A 19474-nucleotide genomic window follows, 5' to 3' on the forward strand; every position below is an offset into this window, starting at 1 on the left:
AGGGGTGATCATGAGAGTCACAAAGCGCACTTCCCATGAGGAGGCACGGGTGGCCGAGACTCTGAAGAAGGGCAGCCGGGTGACCGGCACCGCGCGCGAAAAGCTCGCGGCAGACCTCAAGAAGAAGTACGACGGCGGTGCGAGCATCCGGGCGCTGGCCGAAGAGACGGGCCGTTCCTACGGTTTCGTGCACCGGATGCTCAGCGAGTCCGGTGTGGCCCTGAGGGGTCGCGGCGGCGCGACACGAGGCAAGAAGTCCGCCTCGGCCTGACAGGACTTCCAGGCATCCCTCACGGTGGTTACTCTTCGGTTACTTGACCGCTGAGTAACCACCGGAGGATGTCGATGACCCTGCTGGACAAGGACGGCGTGCGTCTCGCCGTGGACGGCGCCGTGGCTACGGTCACGCTCTCCAACCCGGCCAAGCGCAATGTCCAGTCGCCCGCCCTGTGGCGGGCGTTGAGCGAGGCCGGACGCACCGTTCCCGGTGACGTCCGGGTCGTGGTGCTGCGCGCGGAAGGCGCGTCCTTCTCCGCCGGCCTGGACAGGCAGGCGTTCACCCCTGAGGGGATCGAGGGCGAGCTGTCGTTCGTCGATCTCGCCCAGGCCCCCGACGAGAAGGTCGACGAGACCATCGCCACCTTCCAGGAGGCCTTCAGCTGGTGGCGCCGGCCGGATCTGGTCACCATCGCCGCCGTGCAGGGCCATGCCATCGGCGCGGGCTTCCAGTTGGCGCTCGCGGCGGACGTGCGCGTGTGCGCCGACGATGTGCAGTTCGCCATGAAGGAGACGAGCCTCGGTCTCGTTCCCGACCTGACGGGCACGCATCCCCTGGTGGCGCTCATCGGATACGCCCGTGCGCTGGAGATCTGCGCGACGGGCCGCTTCGTGCACGCGGCCGAGGCGGAGCGTACGGGGCTGGCCAATCTCGTCGTCCCCGCGCAGGAGCTCGACGGCGCAGTGGCCGACCTCGCGGCCGCCCTGCTGGAGGCTCCGCGCGACGCCGTCATCGAGACCAAGGCGCTGCTGCAAGGCGCCGCGGGGCGTACGTACGACGAGCAGCGCGCCGCCGAGCGCGCGGCGCAGACGCGGCGGCTCCGCGACCTGGCGGGTCTCGGCGAGTGAGTCTCGGCAGGTGAGCTCAGGCCCGGGGCGGCCGGCTCCGGGCCCGAGCCCGGTCCCCGGAGTGGAGCCCGGGGCGGGGCCCGGAGCGCGCGGCTCACCCGTTCCGGGGCGCCGGGTCGATCGCGCTGACCAGCACCGCCACGGTCACCGGAGCGGTCGGCTCCTCCGCGTCCCACGCGGCGGCCTTCTCCGCCGCGTGCCGCACCGCCCGCGCCACGTCCAGGACCCGCGAGCCCTCGGCGACCGCGAGCTGAATCCGCAGATGCCTTCCGGCGCCCCGGCCGTCCGCGTCCGCGGTGTCGGTGACGGTGACCGCCTCGGCCGGCAGACCGCCGAGCCCCGAACCCAGCGCCGGGGCGAGGCGCGTCACGCCCGGCACGGAGATCACGGCCTGTGCGGTGGCCGCGCCGCGCGGCTCGTCCGCCGGAGCGGGCGGACGTCGGCCGTCACCGGTACGGCGCAGCCCCCGCACGCCCGGTTCCGTCCCGGCTGCCCCGGGCGCCCCGGCGCCGGCCGCCGGAGCAGTGTCCTCCCCGGGCCCGTCGAAGGAGCCGTGGCCGTCGTGCCCGTCCCCGCTCTCCAGCAGGTCCGTGATCCGCAGATCGACCGTGGCGACGCGCAGCCCCAGCGCCCGGTCGGCGGCCGTCAGCAGAACCGCGCGCACCAGCTCCGCGGTCGTCGTCAGCGGAGCGTGGGGCGCCGTCGCGAACTCCGCGTCGATGTGCAGTGGGCCCGGCGGCAGCGCAGACGGAGGCGGCGGGACGGCTGGGGGCGCGGCCGTGTCCGGATCCGCCAGGCAGAGCCGCAGGCCGCCCATCCGTACGTCCGGCAGATCCCGCGATACGGCCCCGTACAGTGCCTCCGCCGCGGCGCTCTCCGCCAGCCACGCTCCGTCGGCCGCGTCCCCGAGTGGCAGCAGCCGGCCGAGGCCGAGCTGCCGCCGCACCGCCCGTGACAGCCCTTCGGCATCCATGCGAACCGCGCTCCGTTCCATTACGAATCCGCTGTGTGACCACTGGAAGGGCATCAGCTTCCCGCACACGGAGGCCGGAAGACCGGAACGCCGGGAGGATGCCCACGCGCATCAGGCCAAGTGCGTACGTACAAGGCGAACAGGTCCGAGCACGCCTAATGTGGCACAAGAGCGGTGAATCCGGACCGCTCCCTCTCGGAAAGGGGTGAAGGCCATGGCCGACACCAAGACCGGCAACCGGTTCGATTCCCCGGGACAGGGTTCGCGCACCGCCTCGCGCGACGGAGCGGGGGAGACCCGCCGCCCCAAGGTGGAGGCGGCCACCCGCGGGCGCACCAGCATCTCCGACGGGGTCGTCGAGAAGATCGCGGGTCTCGCCGCGCGCGACGTGCCCGGTGTCCATGCCCTGGGCAGCGGCATGGCCCGTACGTTCGGCGCGATGCGCGACCGCGTACCGGGCGGCAGCAGGTCGGCCGCGCGTGGTGTGAGCGCGGAGGTCGGCGACGTCCAGACGGCGCTCGACCTGGAGATCGTGGTCGAGTACGGGGTCGCGATCGCCGACCTCGCGCGCTCCGTACGGGAGAACGTCATCTCGGCCGTCGAGCGGATGGCGGGCCTGGAGGTCGTCGAGGTCAACATCGCCGTCAGCGACGTCAAGTTGCCCGACGAACAGGACGAAGAAGGAGAGGAGCCGGGCGGCCGTACGAGGCTGCAGTAGCAGCACGGCGGACGCCCGGCGCCGGGGCACACATGAGTACTGAGCGAAGGGGCGCACGATGAGCATGGCCGTGATCGGCTTGATCGCAGGGATGGCGCTGGGCTTCGCCGGATTCTTCGGTGGGTTCGGTGCCTTCCTGCTCGTGGCGGCGCTGGGCGGTTTCGGCTTCGTCGTGGGCCGCTTCCTCGACGGTGACCTGAGAGCGGAGGACTTCTTCCGCATCCGTGGCGAGAGCCGCCGCAGGTGACGGGCCCGGGACGGTGACCAGCACGGAGGAGACGGACAGGGAAGAGACGGGCACGGAGGGGACGGAGGGAGCCGAACGGGGCGCGACCACCGTCGTCGAGAGGGTCGTGGCCAAGGTCGCGGTGCAGGCCGCACGGGAGGCCCTGCGCTCCGCCCCCGCCGCCCGCAAGGTGCCGCCCGGGCCCCGTCACTGGCCCCGCGCCTCGGCCCGGGTACGGGAACGGACCGCCCGGGTCCGCGTACTCGTGGAGCTGGGCTACCCTTCCGACATCGGCGCGCAGTGTGCTGCGGTGCGTCGACAAGTCGTTTCGCGGGTAAAGGAATTGGTCGGCATGGACGTGCCGGACGTGGCCGTGGGCGTGGAACGTCTGCACTCCGAGCAGCTGGACGGCGAGAGGTCCGGGAGGGTCCGGTGAGCCACGAGCGCACCCAGCGGTCGGCGACGCTGGAGAAGGAGCCACAGGCGGGCACGGGCTCGGGCGGGGGAGACCTGGAGCAGTCCACGTCCGCCGCCGGCTACGAACCCGGCAGCGAGCCCGAACACGCAGGCAGGACGGGGCGGTTCTGGTCGGTCCGGCGGCTGCCCGCCGGCATCGTGTCGCTGCTGGTGCTCGCCGCCGCCGGGCTGCTGCTGTACGACCTGGCGGCCGTACGGGCCGGCAGCACCGCGATGGCCTGGCGCCACACCCTCGCCGACGAGCTGGCGGCCACACCCGTGGACGACCCCAAGGTCCTCGCGGCCGCCTGCGTCGTCACGTTGCTCGGTGTATGGCTGATCACCCTCGCCGTCACGCCCGGCCGCCGCGGACTGCTGCCCATGCGCCGCGAAGTCGCCGGTGTGCGTGCCGGGTTGGAGCGCTCGGCGGCGGCGCTGGTGCTGCGCGACCGCGCGATGCGGGTGGCCGGCGTGCAGTCGGTGCGCGTCGCCGTGGGGCGGCGCAAGGTCCGGGCGCGTGCGCAGGCGCACTTCAGGGATCTCCACGAGGTACGGGGTGATCTCGACTCCGCGCTCGGGGACGGCATCCGGCAGCTCGGCCTGGCGCGCCGGCCGGGGCTGACCGTACACGTACAGCGTCCGAAGAAGCGGTGAGCGGAATGGACGGAGCCCTGCGGAGCGTCAACCGCGTCCTGCTGGCGGTGGCGGGAGTGCTGCTCCTCGCCACCGGACTCGCGGCGCTGGTCGGCGGGTTCGACCTGCCGCGGCACTGGAACTTCGACCTGCCTTCCGGCTGGCCCTGGGCGAGGCCGGACGACGTGCTGCTGTCGGACGCCGACCGCACGCGATGGCGCTCGGAGAGCTGGTGGTGGCCCGCCGTGCTCGGCGGCCTCGGCCTGGCCGTGATCCTGCTGCTGTCGTGGCTGCTGGCGCAGCTGCGCAGGCGCAGGCTCGGCGAGGTCCTGGTCGAAAGCGGCGACGGCGAGGGCGCGTTGCTGCGCGGCCGGGCGCTGTCGAACGTACTGGAGGCGGAGGCCGCGTCCCTCCCCGGCGTCGACAAGGCGGCGGTTCGGCTGACCGGCCGGCGCACCACACCGCGCGCCTCGGTGGAGCTGCTGCTCTCGGCACACGCCGAGCCGGGGCCCGTGCTGGGCCGCGTCACCGGCGAGGCGCTCGAACACGCGCGGACGTCGGCGTCGCTGGACGGTCTGCCGGCCGAGGTCCGGTTGCGGACCGTCAAGCACCGCCCGGAGCGCGTGGTCTGACGGCCCGCCGGCTGCTGCCGGGGGCCGCTTCAGCGAGCGTGGACCGGGCCCGAACTGCGACGCGCGAGAGCCGCGAGCGTCAGAAGCCGCGCCGCGCACCGCCGTCGACGGGCAGCATGATGCCCGAGAGATACGACGCCGCCGGTGACAGCAGGAAGGCCGCCGTACGTCCGAACTCCTCCGGCGTCCCGTAGCGGCGCAGCGGAATCGTGCCCTCGTTGCGCTCGCGCGCGGCGTCGCCGTCCCCGGAGAGCGAGTCGAGGTACCGCAGCCGCTCCGTGGCGATGCGGCCCGGCAGCAGCCCCAGCACGCGGATGCCCAGCGGCCCCGCCTCGTTGGCGAGGGTCTTGGCGAAGCCGGCGAGGCCCGGGCGCAGCCCGTTGGAGAGAGTGAGCCCCGGGATCGGCTCGTGCACCGAGCCGGAGAGTACGAAGGCGATGACGCCTCCCTCGCCGAGCTCGCCCGCGGCCGCGCGGGCCAGCCGCACCGCGCCGAGGAAGACCGTCTCGAAGGCGGACTGCCACTGCTCGTCGGTGAGCGAGTCGGCCGGCACCCCCGCGGGCGGTCCGCCGACGCTGATCAGCACGCCGTCGAGGCGCCCGAAGCTGCTCCTGGCCGTCTCGAAGAGGCGCTCGGCGGTGTCCGGGGAGGCGTTGTCGGCTCCTATGCCCACCGCCGATCCGGCGCCGAGCTGTGCGGCGGCCTCGGTGGCGGCCTCGTCGGTGCGGCCTGAGACGACCACCTTGGCTCCGTCGGCGACGAGTGCTTCAGCCGTCGCGAACCCGAGTCCGCGGGTGGCGCCGGTGATGACGTAAACGCGGTCCTTCAGCCCGAGATCCATGGCTCACAGTGTGCGCCACGGCCCGTGGGCATGCGCACGCAGGGTCAGTCGGGCCGTTCCGCGGGGGACGGGACCGCGGCGGGGCCCGCCGGGGAGGAGGCGGTCTCCGGCTCGCCGCCGTCCTCGCCGGAAGCGCGTGAACCGGCGGCGTCGCGGGAGGCGTCGGGAGAGCCGTCGGAGGCGGAGGCCGCCGGGTCCGCGTCGCTGGTGCTCGTCGCGCGCTCCGCCTGCTCCGCGAGACGGTCCCGGCGCTCGCGGCGCACCAGGACCACCCAGCCGACCGGGACCGCCGCGGCGAAGAGCCACCACTGCACCGCGTACGCCATGTGCGGGCCGATGCTGCTGTGGTCCGGCTCCGGGATGCGCTGCGGCTGCCCCTTCGCGGGTCGAGGCGATGTGTCCGTCAGCTGGAGGTATCCGCGCAGTACGGGCCTGTCGAGCGCCTCGGCCTGCTGCCGGCTGTCGATCAGCATGACCTGGCGGGGCGGCAGGCCCTGCTTGTCCTTGATGCCGCTGGCCTCGCTCGTCTCGTCCGCCATGACGCGGCCGGTGACGGTGACTTCGCCGCGCGGCGGCGCGGGCACCTTAGGGAAGCGAGTGAGGTCGCCGCCCGCCTCGATCCAGCCGCGATTGACCAGGACCGCCTTGCCGTCGTCCTGGATCAGCGGCGTGACGACGAAGTATCCGATGGACTTCTCGTCCGCGCCCGTGCGCTGCCGCACCACGACCTCGTGGCGGGTGTCGTAGCGCCCCGTGGCCTTGGCCGTACGGAAGCTGTCGTCCTCCGCGGGACCGTGCCGTGTGCCGCTGAGCCGGTCGAAGGGCACGGGCTCCGCGGCGAGGCTGGCGGAGATCAGCTCGTTGTGCGCGACGCGCGCCTCGTGCCTGTGCAGCTGCCAGAAGCCCAGCTTGATCATCGCGGGGATGAGGGCGAGGCCGAGGAGGGTGAGAATCACCCACTGCCTGGACAACAGGAAGCGGTACACGTCTGACGACGGTACTCCCCGGCGGTCACCGCTCCTGTGCTGGGGCCACGTCGTGCAGGAGCTGGAGGAAGGCGGCCTCGTCCAGCACGGGCGTGCCGTACGCCTCGGCCTTGACGACCTTCGAGGTGAGGGCCCCCGGGTCGTTGGTGACCAGCAGGCTGGTCAGCCGCGAGACATGGGAGGAGATGTGCAGCCCGGCCTCCGTCGCCCGGTCCTCCAGCAGCTCCCGCTCGACCGAGGTGTCGCCCGAGATGGCGATCCGCATGCCCTGGACGAGGCGGGTGCCCGGCTCGTACCGCCCCGGGTTCGGATACGGGCACGCGGGCAGCTTCCGCGAGCGGCGCCAGCCGTACCGGTACGGACGGGCCCCCGTCACGCCCCAGCTTCGGCGGCCGCCGAAGAAGCCGCCGAAGCCCGGACCGGCGGCGCCGCCCGAGTCGCCCGAGTCGCCCGAACCGCTCGCACCGCCCGGGCCCTCCGGCCACTCCGACAGCGGCCTGCACGCGTGCAGCGGCAGCCGCACCGCCTTCTGCACGGCGAGATGGAGGCTCGGCCGGAACGCCTCGGCCAGCACCCGCGCGTCGTCGAGGGCATGGTGCGCGTGCCGCTGCGAGACGCCGTAGTGCGCGGCGAGCGACTCCAGCTTGTGGTTGGGCAGCGGAAGCGAGAGCTGCTTGGCGAGGGCGATGGTGCACAGCCGCTGCCGGACCGGCGGCGTGCGCCGCGCACGTGCGTACTCCCGGGCGATCATCGACCAGTCGAAGACCGCGTTGTGCGCGACGAGGACGCGGCCGTCGAGACGCGTGGCCAGATCGTCGGCGATCTCGGTGAACAGCGGTGCGTCGGCGAGGTCTTCGGTGGTCAGGCCGTGGATCCAGGTGGGCCCGGGATCGCGCTGCGGATTGACGGTCGAATACCAGTGGTCCTCCACCTCGCCGCGGGCGTCCAGACGGTAGACCGCGGCGGAGACGATGCGGTCGTGGCGGTCGAGGCCGGTCGTCTCGACGTCGACCACTGCGTAGCCCTGCGGATATCCGTCGGGCCAGACGGGCCCGGCTCCGGAGCCGACGGCCGGTGACTGAGCGGGGATACGACCGGCTCTCGCCGCCCCGTCCTCGGGCTCGCCCGGGAATGCCGTCTGGTCTTCGAGCATGGTCACAGAGAATACGGGGCGGCACTGACAGTTCCCGCGGGGCCTGCGGCGAGGCCGCCGCGGATCGGGCGTTTCCGACGGTGCGTCAACATCCGTGCGTACCGGGGGCGTTCGGGCCTTCGCGGACGCGCTCCGACAGGCCGGGAAGGGGGCCGGCCAGGGCGCTAAGCGGGAGCCGGGCGGAGCGCCGCGGGCGAGTCGCGGCCGGTGTGCGGCACGGTGCGAGGCCCCGTCAAAGTCCCGGGGGAGGGACCGGGGGAGCGGCGCATCGGCGGCCGGGCTGACGGTCACTCATTTTATACTTGTCGGTAACAACCCCTAGCGGGGTGCGCCCTCCGCGCTTACCTTGCTGACATGCCGTCTCAGTTGCCCGACGTCGTTCTCTGGTCGATACCCGCCTTCATTCTGCTCACGGTGGTCGAAATCGTGAGTTATCGCCTCCATCCGGACGAGGACGCCGCCGGATACGAGGCCAAGGACGCCGCCACGAGCATCGGAATGGGGCTCGGCAGCCTCGTGTTCGACGCCCTGTGGAAGATCCCGATCGTGGCGATCTACGCGGGCGTCTACGAACTGACGCCGCTGCGCGTGCCGGTGGAGTGGTGGACGCTCCCGCTGATGCTGCTCGCGCAGGACTTCTTCTACTACTGGTCGCACCGCGGTCACCACGTCATCCGCATCCTGTGGGCCTGCCACGTGGTGCACCACTCCAGCCGGAAGTTCAACCTCAGCACCGCGCTGCGCCAGCCCTGGACCACGTGGACCGTCTGGCCGTTCTACGTGCCGATGATCGCGCTCGGCGTGCATCCGGCCGCGCTGGCGTTCTGCTCCTCGGCGAACCTCGTCTACCAGTTCTGGATCCACACGGAGCGCATCGGCAAGCTCCCGCGTCCGGTCGAGTTCGTCTTCAACACGCCCTCGCACCACCGGGTCCACCACGCCTCCCAAGGCGGCTATCTGGACCGGAACTTCGGCGGAATCCTGATCGTCTGGGACCGGCTCTTCGGTTCCTTCACGCCCGAGACCGAGCCCTGTGTCTTCGGGCTCACCAAGAACATCTCGACGTACAACCCGCTGCGTGTGGCCACCCACGAGTACGCCGCCATCGGGCGCGATCTGCGCTCTGCCCGCAGCTGGAACGAGCGTGCCGGAAGGGTCTTCCGCGGTCCGGGCTGGGCACCGGCCGAGGCGTCGGCGGCACAGCGTACGAACGGTGCGAAGCCGCGTACGGACGACGGAGCGGACACGGACGGGGCCGCGGCCGCCGCCGGAAGCACCGCCGGCACGTAAGAGGCACTGCACGTAAGAGGCATGAGAGGCCGGGCCGCACGAGCGGCCCGGCCCCTCACCGGCGGATGCGCCGGTGCCGCGCGCCACCTCCTGACCGGGAAGGTCAAGTGGCGGCGCGGGCGCCGCGGTTCACCCTGCCTCAGGTGATCTCACTTCAGCGTTCTCACTTCGTGACGGCCGCGAGGGCGTCGACGATCCCGTGGCCGTAGAAGCTGTTGTTGCCCTTGAGGCCGGTGCACTTGGCCTCGTACGTGCCCTTGCCGTCGGGGTCGTACTTGTCGGGGCAGGCAACGCTCCTGGCCTGTGCCTTCAGCCGCCAGGCGATCTCCTTCGGGGTGGCGTCGGGGTGCTTGCCCTTGATGAGCGCCGCGACTCCGGCCACCTGCGGTCCTGCCATCGAAGTGCCCTGCAGATAGGCGTAGTCGCCGTCGGGCATCGTCGAGAGCACGCCGCCGTCCTTGGCCGGCTCCTCAGGAGTCTGGTAGCGGCGGTCGCCGCCCGGCGCGGCGAGATCGATCTGGTCGAGGCCGTAGTTGGAGAAGTACGACTTCCCGTCCTCGGCGCCGGTGGAGGAGACCGACGTCACCCCGGGCAGCATGCTCGGGATGTCCGGGCACTCCGCCGGGTCGATGGTGCGCTCGACGGGCTTGCTGTCGTCGGGACTCGTGTCGTCCTTGATCTCGCTGGCGGCAAGGTCGTGCGAGGAGTTGCCCGCGGACGAGACGCTCGTGACGCCCTTTCCGGTCGCGTACTTCACAGCCCTGTTCACGGCGTCGGCGATGGCCTTCTGATCCGGGTCGTCGGAGCAGTTGTAGAGCCAAGGATCCGTGTAATAGCTGTTGTTGGTGACCTGGATGCCGTGGTCGGCCGCGAAGACGAACGCGCAGACCACTGCCTCGCTGAAGAAGAGCGAGGTCTTCGGCTCGGAGACCTTCAGGGAGGCGACCTTCACGCCCGGCGCGGCGCCCGCGACGCCGACTCCGTTGCGCGGAGCGGCGATGATGCCCGCCACGTGCGTGCCGTGGTAGTCCTCGGCCGGGTCGAACGGACGCCATGCGCCCGCGGTCGTGTCGGCCTTGCCGCCCACGCAGCTCGCGGACTGCTCCGCCGAGAAGTTGGCCTTGAGGTCGGGGTGCGTGTCGTCGACACCGGTGTCGATCACGCCGACGGTGACGTCCTTGCTGCCCTGGTCGATCTTGCTGGCCTCGTCGGCCCTGATGGTCCGCTTGTCCCACTGCAAGGACTCAAGCGGCTCCTCGCCCTCCGCCTTGGCGCGGGCCTTGGCCTCAGGCCCCGTCGCCGACTTGGGCACGTCCAGGTACTTCGGCTTCCCCACATCTGTGGTGGCGGCGGCCTCCAGCGGAGCGGTGCGGGTCGCGCCTGCCGACTCCACGCCCTTCACCGACCGCATCTTCTCGCCGAACTTCGCCTTCGAGGAGTGCGCGACGATGACGCCTATCTGCTCGTACGCGGTGACGACCTTGCCGTCCGCCTTCGCTATCTCCTTCTTCACGCGCTTGACCGTGCCGGCGTCCGGCTCGGTGTTGACGACGTAGCTCAACAGCTCGCCGTCCTTCTTCGAGTTCGCCGGCGCGTCCTGTCCGCTGGCGACGGCCGCTCCCGCAAGTCCGAGCGACGCAGTCAGTACCAGTCCCAGCGGCATCGCGAGTCTTCGCCACCGCCTGGAAGGCTGAGAATCCATGGGATCTCCATGTTGTCCGAAGTTGACCACAGAGATGGGAACTTAGCGTCGATCGATGCTGCTCAGCAACGGAATCCCGAAGATGGCCCGGGTTTGTCTTCGATAACTCTTCCGTGATTCAAAGACCTCCCCCTGTTGCTGCTCCCTTGTGAAGATCTACGATTCGGCGCACTGCACTGCTGGCATCTACACCCCGACCTGCTCTTTTCCTCACTGAATACTCACATCGACTGGAGTTCCCGTGGACTCAGCACCAGAGAACGAGAGGTCCGCGCCACCAGACGGCACGGACTACACGCAGGTGCAGCAGAGCGCGGAGTTCGGAGAGCTGCGCAGCGCTTTCCGGTCATTCGCCTTTCCCCTCACCCTGGGCTTCATCGCCTGGTACCTGCTGTACGTGCTGCTGTCGAACTACGCCGGCGGGTTCATGGCGACCAAGGTCGTCGGCAACATCAACGTCGCCTTCGTCCTGGGCCTCGCCCAGTTCCTGACCACCTTCCTCATCGCCTGGTGGTACTCCCGTCACGCCTCGGCCAATCTCGACCCGAAGGGCGAGGCCATCAAGAACCGTCTGGACGGTGAAGCATGAGCCTCACGCACTCGCTGGCCTCCGCTCCGGGGCACGTGCAGCTCGCGGCCGAGGGCGCAAGCCAGCACCGCACTCTGATCGTCACTCTCTTCACCGTCTTTGTCCTGTTCACCCTGGGCATCACGGTGTGGGCCGGTCGCAAGACCAAGGACGCCACGGACTTCTACGCCGGGGGCCGCGAGTTCAGCGGTTTCCAGAACGGTCTGGCGATCTCCGGCGACTACATGTCGGCCGCCTCGTTCCTCGGCATCGCCGGTGCGATCTCGCTGTCCGGATACGACGGCTTCCTCTACTCCATCGGCTTCCTGGTGGCGTGGCTGGTGGCCCTCGTGCTCGTCGCCGAGCCGCTGCGCAACTCGGGCCGCTACACGATGGGCGACGTCCTCGCGTTCCGGATGCGGCAGCGTCCCGTCCGTACGGCGGCGGGCGTCTCCACGATCATCGTCTCGATCTTCTACCTGCTCGCGCAGATGGTCGGCGCGGGAGCGCTCGTCGCGCTGCTGCTGGGCATCACCGGCGACGCGGGGAAGAATCTGATCGTGGTGCTGGTCGGCGTCGTCATGGTGCTGTACGTGACGATCGGCGGCATGAAGGGCACCACCTGGGTGCAGATGATCAAGGCCGTCCTGCTCATCGGCGGCACACTCATCGTCACCGTGCTGGTGTTCCACAAGTTCAACTACAACCTCTCCAGCCTGCTCGGTGCCGCGGCTGAGAACAGCGGCAAGGGGGCGGCCTTCCTGGAGCCCGGGCTCAAGTACGGGCTGACCACCACCTCGAAGATCGACTTCATCTCCCTCGGGCTCGCGCTCGTACTGGGCACCGCCGGGCTGCCGCACATCCTGATCCGCTTCTACACCGTCCCGACGGCCCAGGCCGCCCGTAAGTCGGTGAACTGGGCGATCGGGATCATCGGCGTCTTCTACCTGATGACCATCGCGCTGGGCTTCGGTGCGGCGGCGCTGCTCTCCCAGAAGACGATCACCGGCTCGGACCCGGCGGGCAACACCGCGGCGCCCCTGCTCGCCCAGGAGATCGGCGGCGGCGCGGACTCGACCGGAGGTGCGGTCCTGCTCGCGATGATCTCGGCCGTCGCCTTCGCGACGATCCTGGCGGTGGTCGCGGGACTCACGCTCGCCTCGTCGTCGTCGTTCGCGCACGACTTGTACGCGAACGTGATCCGGAAGGGCAAGGCGACTGAGAAGGAGGAGGTCAGCGCGGCCCGGATCTCCTCGGTGATCATCGGTGCCGTCGCGATCGGCCTCGGCATCTTCGCCGGCGGCCTGAACGTGGCGGGGCTCGTCGCTCTCGCCTTCGCGGTGGCGGCGTCGGCGAACCTGCCGACGATCCTCTACAGCCTCTTCTGGAAGCGGTTCACCACCCAGGGCGCGCTGTGGTCGATCTACGGCGGACTCATCTCGTCGGTGGTGCTGGTGTTCTTCTCGCCCGTGGTCACCAGCTTGCCGACCTCGATGTTCCCCGACGCCGACTTCGCCTACTTCCCGCTGTCCAACCCGGGGTTGATCTCGATCCCGCTGGGCTTCCTGCTGGGCTGGCTCGGCTCCGTCCTCTCCAAGGAGGACGAGGCGGTCAAGAAGCACGCGGAGTTGGAGGTGCGTTCGCTGACGGGCCACGGAGCCCTCTGAGCTCCACGCCGACGGGACGCCACCGCATTCAACGATCTGTTGAATGTCGGTGGCGTCCCGTACGCTGCGAAGCATCGGCACAATCGTGGGAGGGCCGCCAGGAATGCTGCTCGACACTTACGGCCGGGTCGCCACCGACTTGCGCGTTTCGCTGACCGACCGGTGCAATCTGCGCTGCACGTACTGCATGCCGGAGGAAGGCCTCCAGTGGCTGGCCAAGCCCGAGTTGCTCACTGACGACGAGATCGTCCGTCTGGTCGGCATCGCCGTCGGCGAACTCGGCGTCGAGGAGGTGCGGTTCACCGGAGGCGAACCGCTCCTGCGGCCGGGCCTCATCGGCATCGTAGAGCGCTGCGCCGGCCTGCCGCGGCGCCCGAAGCTCTCCCTGACGACGAACGGAATCGGCTTGGAGCGCACGGCTGTTGCGTTGCGCGACGCCGGGCTGGACCGGGTGAACGTCTCGCTGGACACCCTCGATCCGGACGTCTTCCAGAGGATGACCCGCCGCAAGCGCCACGCCGACGTGCTGCGAGGTCTCGCGGCCGCACACGAGGCCGGCCTCACCCCGGTGAAGGTCAACTCCGTGCTCATGCCGGGGCTCAACGACGGCGAGGCACCCGCGCTGCTGGCCTGGGCCATCGAGCAGGGCTACGAACTGCGCTTCATCGAGCAGATGCCCCTCGACGCCCAGCACGGCTGGCAGCGCGACGGCATGATCACCGCCGGGGACATCCTGGAGTCGCTCGGCACCCGCTTCACCCTCACCCCCGAGGGCGAGGACGAGCGCGGCTCGGCCCCGGCCGAGCGCTGGATCGTCGACGGCGGTCCGCACCGCGTGGGCGTCATCGCCTCCGTCACCCGGCCGTTCTGCCGGGCCTGCGACCGTACGCGCCTGACGGCCGACGGCCAGGTGCGCACCTGCCTGTTCGCCACCGAGGAGTCGGATCTGCGCGGGGCGCTGCGCTCGGGCGCGGGGGATCAGGAGATCGCCTCGCGCTGGCGGTTGGCGATGTGGGGCAAGAAGGCGGGCGCCGGCATCGACGACCCGTCCTTCGTACAGCCCGACCGTCCGATGTCAGCCATCGGCGGCTGAGGCCCCGGGCCTCCCGCCGCCTTCGTCCGCGCCGCCTTCGTCCCCGCGGCTTCCCTTCCCGCCGCTTTCCTCCCACTCGTCGAGGCGTACGACGTCCTTGAGGAAGCCGCGCATGCCCAGGAAGGACGAGAGGTGCTCGCGGTGCTCGTCGCACGCCAGCCAGGTCTTGCGGCGCTCAGGAGTGTGCAGCTTGGGGTTGTTCCAGGCCAGCACCCACACGGCGGGAGCGCGGCAGCCCTTGGCGGAGCAGATCGGGCTCTCGGGGCCTTCGCCGGCGCCCGAGGACCCCGGCGGCTGAAACGGTGAGGACGGAGAAGACGAAGAGAACACAGCCCCCATCCAACACCCGGGCCCTGAAGACAAGCGACGCCGGGCAGCCACGGGGGGAGCCGCCCGGCGTCGGTCTTCGCTCCGACGGGGGATGCGGAGCGCCTATGAAGTATGGCATGGGGACCCCTGCGAGGTGCAGCGGAACAACATGATTGATCTGAGCTTTTCTTGAGGTTTTACGCCGGGGGCCCGTGGGGAGTGCGCTCAACTGCGTTCGCCGGAAGGCCCGTCGCCCGTCTCCGTGCGCGCTTCCGGTACGGCCTCGGACGCGGTGAGCGCGGGCCGCGTGTGCGTCGGCACGAAGGCCGACGGCATCGAAGTGGGGTTCTCCCGGCCCGCGTTGGCGACGACGACCGCGACGTACGGAAGCAGCGCGCCCACCACAAGAGTCACAACGGCCAACGGCCGCTCCACGTTCCACAGGATGACGGTCAGCAGGACCGAGACCGTGCGGACCAGCATCGAGATCACATAGCGCCGCTGCCTGCCTCGTACGTCGTCGGCCAGTGACTGACGGGCCCCGGTGATCTGGAAGACCTCGGTTCCACGCTGCTTCCGCATCACTCTCACCACCTCACCGGGCCCGGTCGCCTGGCCTGCCGCCAGGGCTGCGGGCCCCTCTCACCGTACGCCCGGACTCGAACGGGTTCGAGACCGGGCGGCCCGCACGGGCGGACCGGGCGGTCTGCGGCACGGCCCGTACGGGTTACTCCGCAATGCGTCGTAGCCCGCACGGCGCCAAGCCGGCGGGCGCGCGAGTGCGGCCCGGGTCGGGCGGTGCGGGTCCGCGTGCGCGGAGACGCACCCGCGGGACGGAGGAGAAGCCGGGGGGAGAGGCCCACGCGGGCGCGTATGACCCCGCCGCCCTGCCGGAGCCGGCCCTACAGGCCCTCGATCTGGGCGATCCGCCGGCCCGCCTTGAGATACACCGTCCCGCTCACGCCGGCCTCGGCGAGCTTCTCCGGCACCACCTCGGCGAGCGGGCGCAGAGCGTCCGCCTCCGCCAGCACGATGGCGTGCTGGTCGCCGCCCGCCTCCGCCTCGACGACGAGCCGCAGCCCGTTCTGCTTGGCGATGCGCCGCGCGGCCGAGGCGCTCGGGGTGAACTCCAGCACTCGCGTGAGGATCGCCGCGATGCCCTCGCCGCCGTGCTCGCCGGCGTCCACATGCGGCAGCGTCTCCACGTCGGCGAAGGACTTCTTCGAGAACTGCGCGGTGAAGTGCGCCCGTGCGGCCTTGGCCGCCTCCGCGCCGTGCAGTGCCAGGACCACCTCGCCCGCCAGCACCTTCTTCAGATCCATCGGGTGCAGGGTGCCGGCCTCGATGCGGGCGACGGCCTGGTCGATCTCCGCGTCCGTCCACTCCGTCCAGGCACGCAGGTACGGCACCATGAGCCGGTCGGGAATCGACATGATCTTGCCGTACACATCGTCCGGTTCCGCGGTCAGGCCGATGTAGTTGTCCTTGGACTTGGACATCTTCGCGCCCGAGCCGTCCGTGCCCTCGATCAGCGGCATGGCGGCGATCATCTGCGGCCGCTGCGCGTGCAGTTCCATCAGCCGCCGGCCCATCTGCATGTTCAACAGCTGGTCCACGCCGCCGAGTTCGATGTCGCAGTCCAGCTCGACGGAGTCGAGCGCCATCGCCACGGGGTAGATCAGCTCGGACATCGTCAGGCCGGAGCCCTGCGCGAGCCGGTTGCGGAAGTCCTCACGCTGGAGCAGCGCTGAGGCAGGCACCTGCGCGAGCAGCGTGATCAGCTGCGCGAAGCCGATCTCGCCGAGCCAGTCGCTGTTGTGCCGGAAGCTGACGTTCTCGAAGTCGAAGAACGGCCTGACCTGCTCCTGGTAGCCCGAGAGGTTCTTCGCGATGTCCTCGTCGGTCAGCGCGGGCCGCTCGGCCGTACGCCCCGACGGGTCGCCGATCTTCGCCGTGAAGTCCCCGATGATCAGCGTGACATCGTGGCCCATCCGCTGAAAGCGGCTGAGGACGATCATCTGCACGGCGTGGCCGAGATGTACGTCGGCGGCGGTCGGGTCGATGCCGAGCTTCACGTGCAGGCCCTTGCCCTGCGCCTGCTTCGCCTCGATCGCCTCGGCGAGCTTCTCCACCGACGGCAGCACCTCCACCGCGCGCGCACCGATCAGCGCGGCCTGCTCCTTCGCCGGGAGATCGCTCAGATCGAGATAGCGCCGCGACCCCGTCTCGTCGAGCAGCTGCTCGACGGTGGCGTCTGAGGAGAGGTCCTGGGCCAGCAGGAGGCTGGCGCGCTGTACGGAGTCGCCGAGGCGTGTCACGTTCTGTCCTGGGGATAGAAGCGGATCGGGTTCGCCGCAGAGTCTATTCGCGCCGGGCCGGTCACCCGCCGCCGCCGTCCGCTCCCACCGCGGCGGTCCGGCCGGTGGATCACGGCGTTGACGCTCGCGGGCGGCTTGTGCGGGGGAAGTCCGCGGCCGTTCTGTGGGGACCCCACAGGAGGCCGTTCTCCCCCCTGTCACTGCCCGATTCCCTGAATCCGGCCGCGCGCGTATAGCTTTCAGAGTGAAGGACACCGGCCGCTCCTCGTCACGCACGCGGCAGCGCGGAGTTCGGCGCGCAGACGGCGCGCAGATCGTCCAGACCGCAGAAACGGCAGAAATCGCAGAAAGGGTGGTCCCACCTTGAGCCGCTCGGTACTCGTCACGGGAGGCAACCGCGGCATCGGCCTCGCCATCGCGCGCGCCTTCGCCGACGCGGGGGACGACGTCGCCGTCACCTACCGTACGGGCGAGCCTCCCAAGGAGCTCACGGATCTCGGCTGCCTCGCGGTCAGGTGCGACATCACCGATCCCGAACAGGTGGAGAGGGCCTACAAGGAGATCGAGGAGAAGCAGGGCCCGGTCGAGGTGCTCGTCGCCAACGCCGGTGTGACCCGGGACCAGTTGCTGCTGCGGATGTCCGAGGAGGACTTCGCCGCGGTGCTGGACACCAACCTCACGGGCACCTTCCGGGTGGTCAAGCGCGCCGCCAAGCGGATGCTGCGCGCCCGCCGCGGCCGCATCGTGCTGATCTCCTCCGTGGTCGGGCTGCTGGGCTCCGCCGGGCAGGCCAACTACGCCGCCTCCAAGGCCGGTCTGGTCGGGTTCGCCCGGTCGCTCGCCCGTGAGCTGGGCTCACGTAACATCACCTGCAACGTGATCGCGCCGGGTTTCGTCGACACCGACATGACGAAGGCGCTCAGCGACGAGCAGCGCGCGAACATCGTCGGGCAGGTGCCGCTGGGCCGCTACGCCCAGCCGGAGGAGGTCGCCGCCTCCGTCCGCTTCCTCGCCTCCGACGAGGCCGCGTACATCACCGGAGCCGTCGTTCCCGTCGACGGCGGATTGGGCATGGGGCACTGAGATGAGCGGAATCCTCGCGGGCAAACGCATCCTCGTCACCGGCGTGCTGACCGACGGGTCGATCGCCTTCCACGCGGCCAAGATCGCGCAGGAAGAGGGCGCGGAGGTCGTGCTCACCGGGTACGGCCGGCTGACGCTGGTGCAGCGGATCGCCAAGCGCCTCCCGAAGGAGGCTCCCGTCATCGAGTTGGACGTGACGAACCAGGAGCGCCTGGACTCCCTCGCGGAGAAGGTGAGCGAGCACCTGGGCGAGGGCGTCGGGCTCGACGGGATCGTGCACTCCATCGCCTTCGGCCCGCAGGGCGCGTTCAACTTCCTCGAAGCCAGCTGGGAGGACGTGGCGACCGCGGTCCAGGTCTCGGCGTACTCCCTCAAGTCCCTTACCACGGCCTGCCTTCCGCTGATGCCGCGCGGCGGCTCGGTCGTGGGCCTCACCTTCGACGCGCAGATCGCGTGGCCGAAGTACGACTGGATGGGCGTCGCCAAGGCGGCCCTCGAATCGACCAGCCGCTATCTCGCCCGCGATCTGGGCGCGCGGAACGTTCGCTGCAACCTCGTCTCGGCCGGCCCGATCAAGTCGATGGCGGCCAAGTCCATCCCGGGCTTCGAGGAGTTGGCGGACGTGTGGAACCACCGGGCCCCCATCGGCTGGGAGTTGACCGATCCGGACCCGGCGGGGCGCGGAATCGTGGCCCTGCTCTCGGACTTCTTCCCGAGGACGACGGGGGAGATCGTGCACGTCGACGGCGGCGTGCACATGATGGGTGCCTGACCGCGCCGGTCGCCACGGGCGTACGTGTGCACGCGTACGTACGCCCGCCGTTGAGCGCATGCACGCGCACGTGAACGTGTGCGTGTGCGTGAACTCGGCCGCGGCGCACGGGCGTTCAGGCGTCCGGGCCGCGGCTCAGTGGCCCTCGTCCGCTGCGCCCGCGCTCCTCGGCGTCTTCGTGCTCCCCGCGCCCGTCGCACCGCAGCGCCACTCCTGCGTATGTGAGGCGGCCTCCCGTGCCGCCGCCTCCTCGTCGCCGGCGCGGATCGCCTCGATGAGACGCGCGTGGTCCATGTGCGCCTCGGGCCGCAGCTCCTCGCCGATGTCGAGCCGCAGGAAGTCGCGCATCACCTCGCCCAAGTCGGCGTAGACCGCGGCCAGTACGTCGTTGTGCGACGCGGCGAGGACGCCCAGGTGCAGCGACGCGTCCGCCTCCACGAAGCGCTCCGCCTCGCCCGACTCCCATGCCGCCTCGCGCCGTTCCAGCAGCGCGTCCAGCTGCGCCATTTCCTGCTCGGTGCGGCGCAGCGCCGCGAGCCGCGCCCCCGATGTCTCCAACGCGGCGCGCATCTCTGCGACATGGTGCGGATCGGCGTCGGCGAAGCGGCGGTGCATGACCCCGGCCAGTTCGCTCGTTGCGACGACGTACGTCCCCGAGCCCTGCCTGATGTCGAGCAGTCCGTTGTGCGCGAGCGCCCGTACCGCCTCACGGACGGTGTTGCGCGCCACGCCCAACTCCTCGACGAGCTCCGGCTCCGTGGGGATCCGGGAGCCCACCGGCCACTCGCCGGAGGCGATCTGCGTGCGCAGTGCCGCGATCACCTGGTCCGAGAGGGCGGAACGCTGCGGCGAGGAGAGGGTCATCGGGAACTCCCAGGGGCGGGTCCGGGGCCTTGGCACAGCCGGGTCGTCACGGCGGGTCCTTCCAC

General features: G+C 70.7%; 22 protein-coding genes. 13 read left to right on the plus strand and 9 right to left on the minus strand.

Annotated elements, in window-relative coordinates; genetic code table 11:
* Positions 1 to 49: 49 nt before the first annotated feature.
* Both QQM67_RS08230 and QQM67_RS08235 read left to right on the plus strand, forming a co-directional pair.
* Positions 50 to 271: a helix-turn-helix domain-containing protein gene (locus QQM67_RS08230; protein ID WP_028435537.1), complete on the plus strand. Its 222-nt coding sequence runs from the start codon at positions 50 to 52 to the stop codon at positions 269 to 271.
* Between the two features lie 74 nt (positions 272 to 345).
* On the plus strand, positions 346 to 1125 hold the full coding sequence (locus QQM67_RS08235; protein WP_314173042.1) for an enoyl-CoA hydratase/isomerase family protein: 780 nt from the start codon (positions 346 to 348) through the stop codon (positions 1123 to 1125).
* Positions 1126 to 1219: 94 nt separating this feature from the next.
* Here the strand turns inward: QQM67_RS08235 and QQM67_RS08240 are convergent, their stop codons facing one another.
* Entirely contained in the window at positions 1220 to 2098 is an 879-nt protein-coding gene (locus QQM67_RS08240; RefSeq protein ID WP_314172933.1) for a hypothetical protein, read from the minus strand.
* Between the two features lie 214 nt (positions 2099 to 2312).
* Here QQM67_RS08240 and QQM67_RS08245 point away from each other — a divergent pair, with 214 nt between their 5' ends.
* The 5 genes from QQM67_RS08245 to amaP are packed head-to-tail and all read left to right on the plus strand — an operon-like array spanning position 2313 to position 4763.
* Complete coding sequence (locus QQM67_RS08245; protein WP_314172934.1) at positions 2313 to 2816, plus strand: Asp23/Gls24 family envelope stress response protein; 504 nt, start codon at positions 2313 to 2315, stop codon at positions 2814 to 2816.
* 58 nt (positions 2817 to 2874) lie between these two features.
* Positions 2875 to 3063: a hypothetical protein gene (locus tag QQM67_RS08250; protein ID WP_314172935.1), complete on the plus strand. Its 189-nt coding sequence runs from the start codon at positions 2875 to 2877 to the stop codon at positions 3061 to 3063.
* A gap of 13 nt (positions 3064 to 3076) precedes the next feature.
* Positions 3077 to 3478, plus strand: a complete 402-nt coding sequence (locus QQM67_RS08255) for an Asp23/Gls24 family envelope stress response protein (RefSeq protein WP_314172936.1) — start codon at positions 3077 to 3079, stop codon at positions 3476 to 3478.
* Positions 3475 to 4152 (plus strand): DUF6286 domain-containing protein, encoded by a 678-nt coding sequence (locus QQM67_RS08260; protein ID WP_399065748.1) that lies wholly within the window; start codon positions 3475 to 3477, stop codon positions 4150 to 4152. Before QQM67_RS08255 ends, QQM67_RS08260 begins: the two co-directional genes overlap by 4 nt.
* Before the next feature lie 5 nt (positions 4153 to 4157).
* On the plus strand, positions 4158 to 4763 hold the full coding sequence (amaP, locus tag QQM67_RS08265; RefSeq protein ID WP_314172937.1) for an alkaline shock response membrane anchor protein AmaP: 606 nt from the start codon (positions 4158 to 4160) through the stop codon (positions 4761 to 4763).
* A 79-nt stretch (positions 4764 to 4842) separates the two neighbouring features.
* Here the strand turns inward: amaP and QQM67_RS08270 are convergent, their stop codons facing one another.
* The 3 genes from QQM67_RS08270 to QQM67_RS08280 are packed head-to-tail and all read right to left on the minus strand — an operon-like array spanning position 4843 to position 7743.
* Positions 4843 to 5604 carry an SDR family oxidoreductase gene (locus tag QQM67_RS08270; protein ID WP_314172938.1) on the minus strand — a complete coding sequence of 254 codons (762 nt, stop codon included), beginning with the start codon at positions 5602 to 5604 and terminating at the stop codon, positions 4843 to 4845.
* A gap of 44 nt (positions 5605 to 5648) precedes the next feature.
* Complete coding sequence (locus QQM67_RS08275) at positions 5649 to 6590, minus strand: SURF1 family cytochrome oxidase biogenesis protein (protein WP_314172939.1); 942 nt, start codon at positions 6588 to 6590, stop codon at positions 5649 to 5651.
* 25 nt (positions 6591 to 6615) lie between these two features.
* Positions 6616 to 7743 (minus strand): exonuclease domain-containing protein, encoded by a 1128-nt coding sequence (locus tag QQM67_RS08280; protein WP_314172940.1) that lies wholly within the window; start codon positions 7741 to 7743, stop codon positions 6616 to 6618.
* A gap of 354 nt (positions 7744 to 8097) precedes the next feature.
* Here QQM67_RS08280 and QQM67_RS08285 point away from each other — a divergent pair, with 354 nt between their 5' ends.
* The gene (locus QQM67_RS08285) at positions 8098 to 9033 is read left to right on the plus strand and encodes a sterol desaturase family protein (protein WP_314172941.1); all 936 of its coding nucleotides are present in this window, start codon (positions 8098 to 8100) and stop codon (positions 9031 to 9033) included.
* 163 nt (positions 9034 to 9196) lie between these two features.
* Here QQM67_RS08285 and QQM67_RS08290 read toward each other — a convergent pair whose 3' ends face one another.
* A complete protein-coding gene (locus tag QQM67_RS08290) occupies positions 9197 to 10735 on the minus strand; it encodes a S8 family peptidase (protein ID WP_314172942.1) in 1539 nt (512 codons plus the stop codon).
* A 241-nt stretch (positions 10736 to 10976) separates the two neighbouring features.
* Between QQM67_RS08290 and QQM67_RS08295 the strand changes: the two genes are divergently transcribed.
* The 3 genes from QQM67_RS08295 (at position 10977) to moaA (ending at position 14063) form a co-directional block, all read left to right on the plus strand.
* Positions 10977 to 11324 carry a DUF485 domain-containing protein gene (locus QQM67_RS08295; RefSeq protein ID WP_314172943.1) on the plus strand — a complete coding sequence of 116 codons (348 nt, stop codon included), beginning with the start codon at positions 10977 to 10979 and terminating at the stop codon, positions 11322 to 11324.
* Positions 11321 to 12970 carry a solute symporter family protein gene (locus QQM67_RS08300; RefSeq protein WP_314172944.1) on the plus strand — a complete coding sequence of 550 codons (1650 nt, stop codon included), beginning with the start codon at positions 11321 to 11323 and terminating at the stop codon, positions 12968 to 12970. Before QQM67_RS08295 ends, QQM67_RS08300 begins: the two co-directional genes overlap by 4 nt.
* Before the next feature lie 103 nt (positions 12971 to 13073).
* On the plus strand, positions 13074 to 14063 hold the full coding sequence (gene moaA / locus QQM67_RS08305) for a GTP 3',8-cyclase MoaA (RefSeq protein ID WP_314172945.1): 990 nt from the start codon (positions 13074 to 13076) through the stop codon (positions 14061 to 14063).
* Here moaA and QQM67_RS08310 read toward each other — a convergent pair.
* The 3 genes from QQM67_RS08310 to tyrS all read right to left on the minus strand — a co-directional run bounded on the left by QQM67_RS08310 (position 14046) and on the right by tyrS (position 16690).
* Positions 14046 to 14402 (minus strand): hypothetical protein, encoded by a 357-nt coding sequence (locus QQM67_RS08310; RefSeq protein ID WP_314172946.1) that lies wholly within the window; start codon positions 14400 to 14402, stop codon positions 14046 to 14048. The two genes, moaA and QQM67_RS08310, sit on opposite strands and share 18 nt — an antisense overlap.
* A gap of 195 nt (positions 14403 to 14597) precedes the next feature.
* Positions 14598 to 14954 (minus strand): DUF3099 domain-containing protein, encoded by a 357-nt coding sequence (locus QQM67_RS08315; RefSeq protein ID WP_314172947.1) that lies wholly within the window; start codon positions 14952 to 14954, stop codon positions 14598 to 14600.
* Between the two features lie 320 nt (positions 14955 to 15274).
* Entirely contained in the window at positions 15275 to 16690 is a 1416-nt protein-coding gene (tyrS, locus tag QQM67_RS08320; protein ID WP_314172948.1) for a tyrosine--tRNA ligase, read from the minus strand.
* Between the two features lie 363 nt (positions 16691 to 17053).
* On the opposite strand from tyrS, the gene fabG reads away from it, so the two are divergent.
* Together fabG and fabI are read left to right on the plus strand one after the other, a co-directional pair.
* A complete protein-coding gene (gene fabG, locus QQM67_RS08325) occupies positions 17054 to 17773 on the plus strand; it encodes a 3-oxoacyl-[acyl-carrier-protein] reductase (RefSeq protein ID WP_314172949.1) in 720 nt (239 codons plus the stop codon).
* 1 nt (position 17774) lies between these two features.
* Positions 17775 to 18545, plus strand: a complete 771-nt coding sequence (fabI, locus tag QQM67_RS08330) for an enoyl-ACP reductase FabI (protein ID WP_314172950.1) — start codon at positions 17775 to 17777, stop codon at positions 18543 to 18545.
* A gap of 135 nt (positions 18546 to 18680) precedes the next feature.
* Here the strand turns inward: fabI and QQM67_RS08335 are convergent, their stop codons facing one another.
* Positions 18681 to 19409: a FadR/GntR family transcriptional regulator gene (locus QQM67_RS08335; protein ID WP_314172951.1), complete on the minus strand. Its 729-nt coding sequence runs from the start codon at positions 19407 to 19409 to the stop codon at positions 18681 to 18683.
* Positions 19410 to 19474 lie beyond the last annotated feature (65 nt).

Source organism: Streptomyces winkii (genome assembly GCF_032248595.1).
In the GTDB taxonomy this organism is placed as follows: domain Bacteria; phylum Actinomycetota; class Actinomycetes; order Streptomycetales; family Streptomycetaceae; genus Streptomyces; species Streptomyces winkii.

Coding starts and splice junctions, on each gene's coding strand:
- fabI (WP_314172950.1), top strand. CDS start 17,775: ATGAGCGGAATCCTCGCGGGCAAACGCATCCTCGTCACCGGCGTGCTG.
- QQM67_RS08235 (WP_314173042.1), top strand. CDS start 346: ATGACCCTGCTGGACAAGGACGGCGTGCGTCTCGCCGTGGACGGCGCC.
- QQM67_RS08310 (WP_314172946.1), bottom strand. CDS start 14,402: ATGGGGGCTGTGTTCTCTTCGTCTTCTCCGTCCTCACCGTTTCAGCCG.
- QQM67_RS08335 (WP_314172951.1), bottom strand. CDS start 19,409: ATGACCCTCTCCTCGCCGCAGCGTTCCGCCCTCTCGGACCAGGTGATC.
- moaA (WP_314172945.1), top strand. CDS start 13,074: ATGCTGCTCGACACTTACGGCCGGGTCGCCACCGACTTGCGCGTTTCG.
- QQM67_RS08285 (WP_314172941.1), top strand. CDS start 8,098: ATGCCGTCTCAGTTGCCCGACGTCGTTCTCTGGTCGATACCCGCCTTC.
- QQM67_RS08280 (WP_314172940.1), bottom strand. CDS start 7,743: ATGCTCGAAGACCAGACGGCATTCCCGGGCGAGCCCGAGGACGGGGCG.
- QQM67_RS08250 (WP_314172935.1), top strand. CDS start 2,875: ATGAGCATGGCCGTGATCGGCTTGATCGCAGGGATGGCGCTGGGCTTC.
- QQM67_RS08270 (WP_314172938.1), bottom strand. CDS start 5,604: ATGGATCTCGGGCTGAAGGACCGCGTTTACGTCATCACCGGCGCCACC.
- QQM67_RS08300 (WP_314172944.1), top strand. CDS start 11,321: ATGAGCCTCACGCACTCGCTGGCCTCCGCTCCGGGGCACGTGCAGCTC.
- amaP (WP_314172937.1), top strand. CDS start 4,158: ATGGACGGAGCCCTGCGGAGCGTCAACCGCGTCCTGCTGGCGGTGGCG.
- QQM67_RS08290 (WP_314172942.1), bottom strand. CDS start 10,735: ATGGATTCTCAGCCTTCCAGGCGGTGGCGAAGACTCGCGATGCCGCTG.
- QQM67_RS08315 (WP_314172947.1), bottom strand. CDS start 14,954: ATGCGGAAGCAGCGTGGAACCGAGGTCTTCCAGATCACCGGGGCCCGT.
- QQM67_RS08245 (WP_314172934.1), top strand. CDS start 2,313: ATGGCCGACACCAAGACCGGCAACCGGTTCGATTCCCCGGGACAGGGT.
- QQM67_RS08240 (WP_314172933.1), bottom strand. CDS start 2,098: ATGGATGCCGAAGGGCTGTCACGGGCGGTGCGGCGGCAGCTCGGCCTC.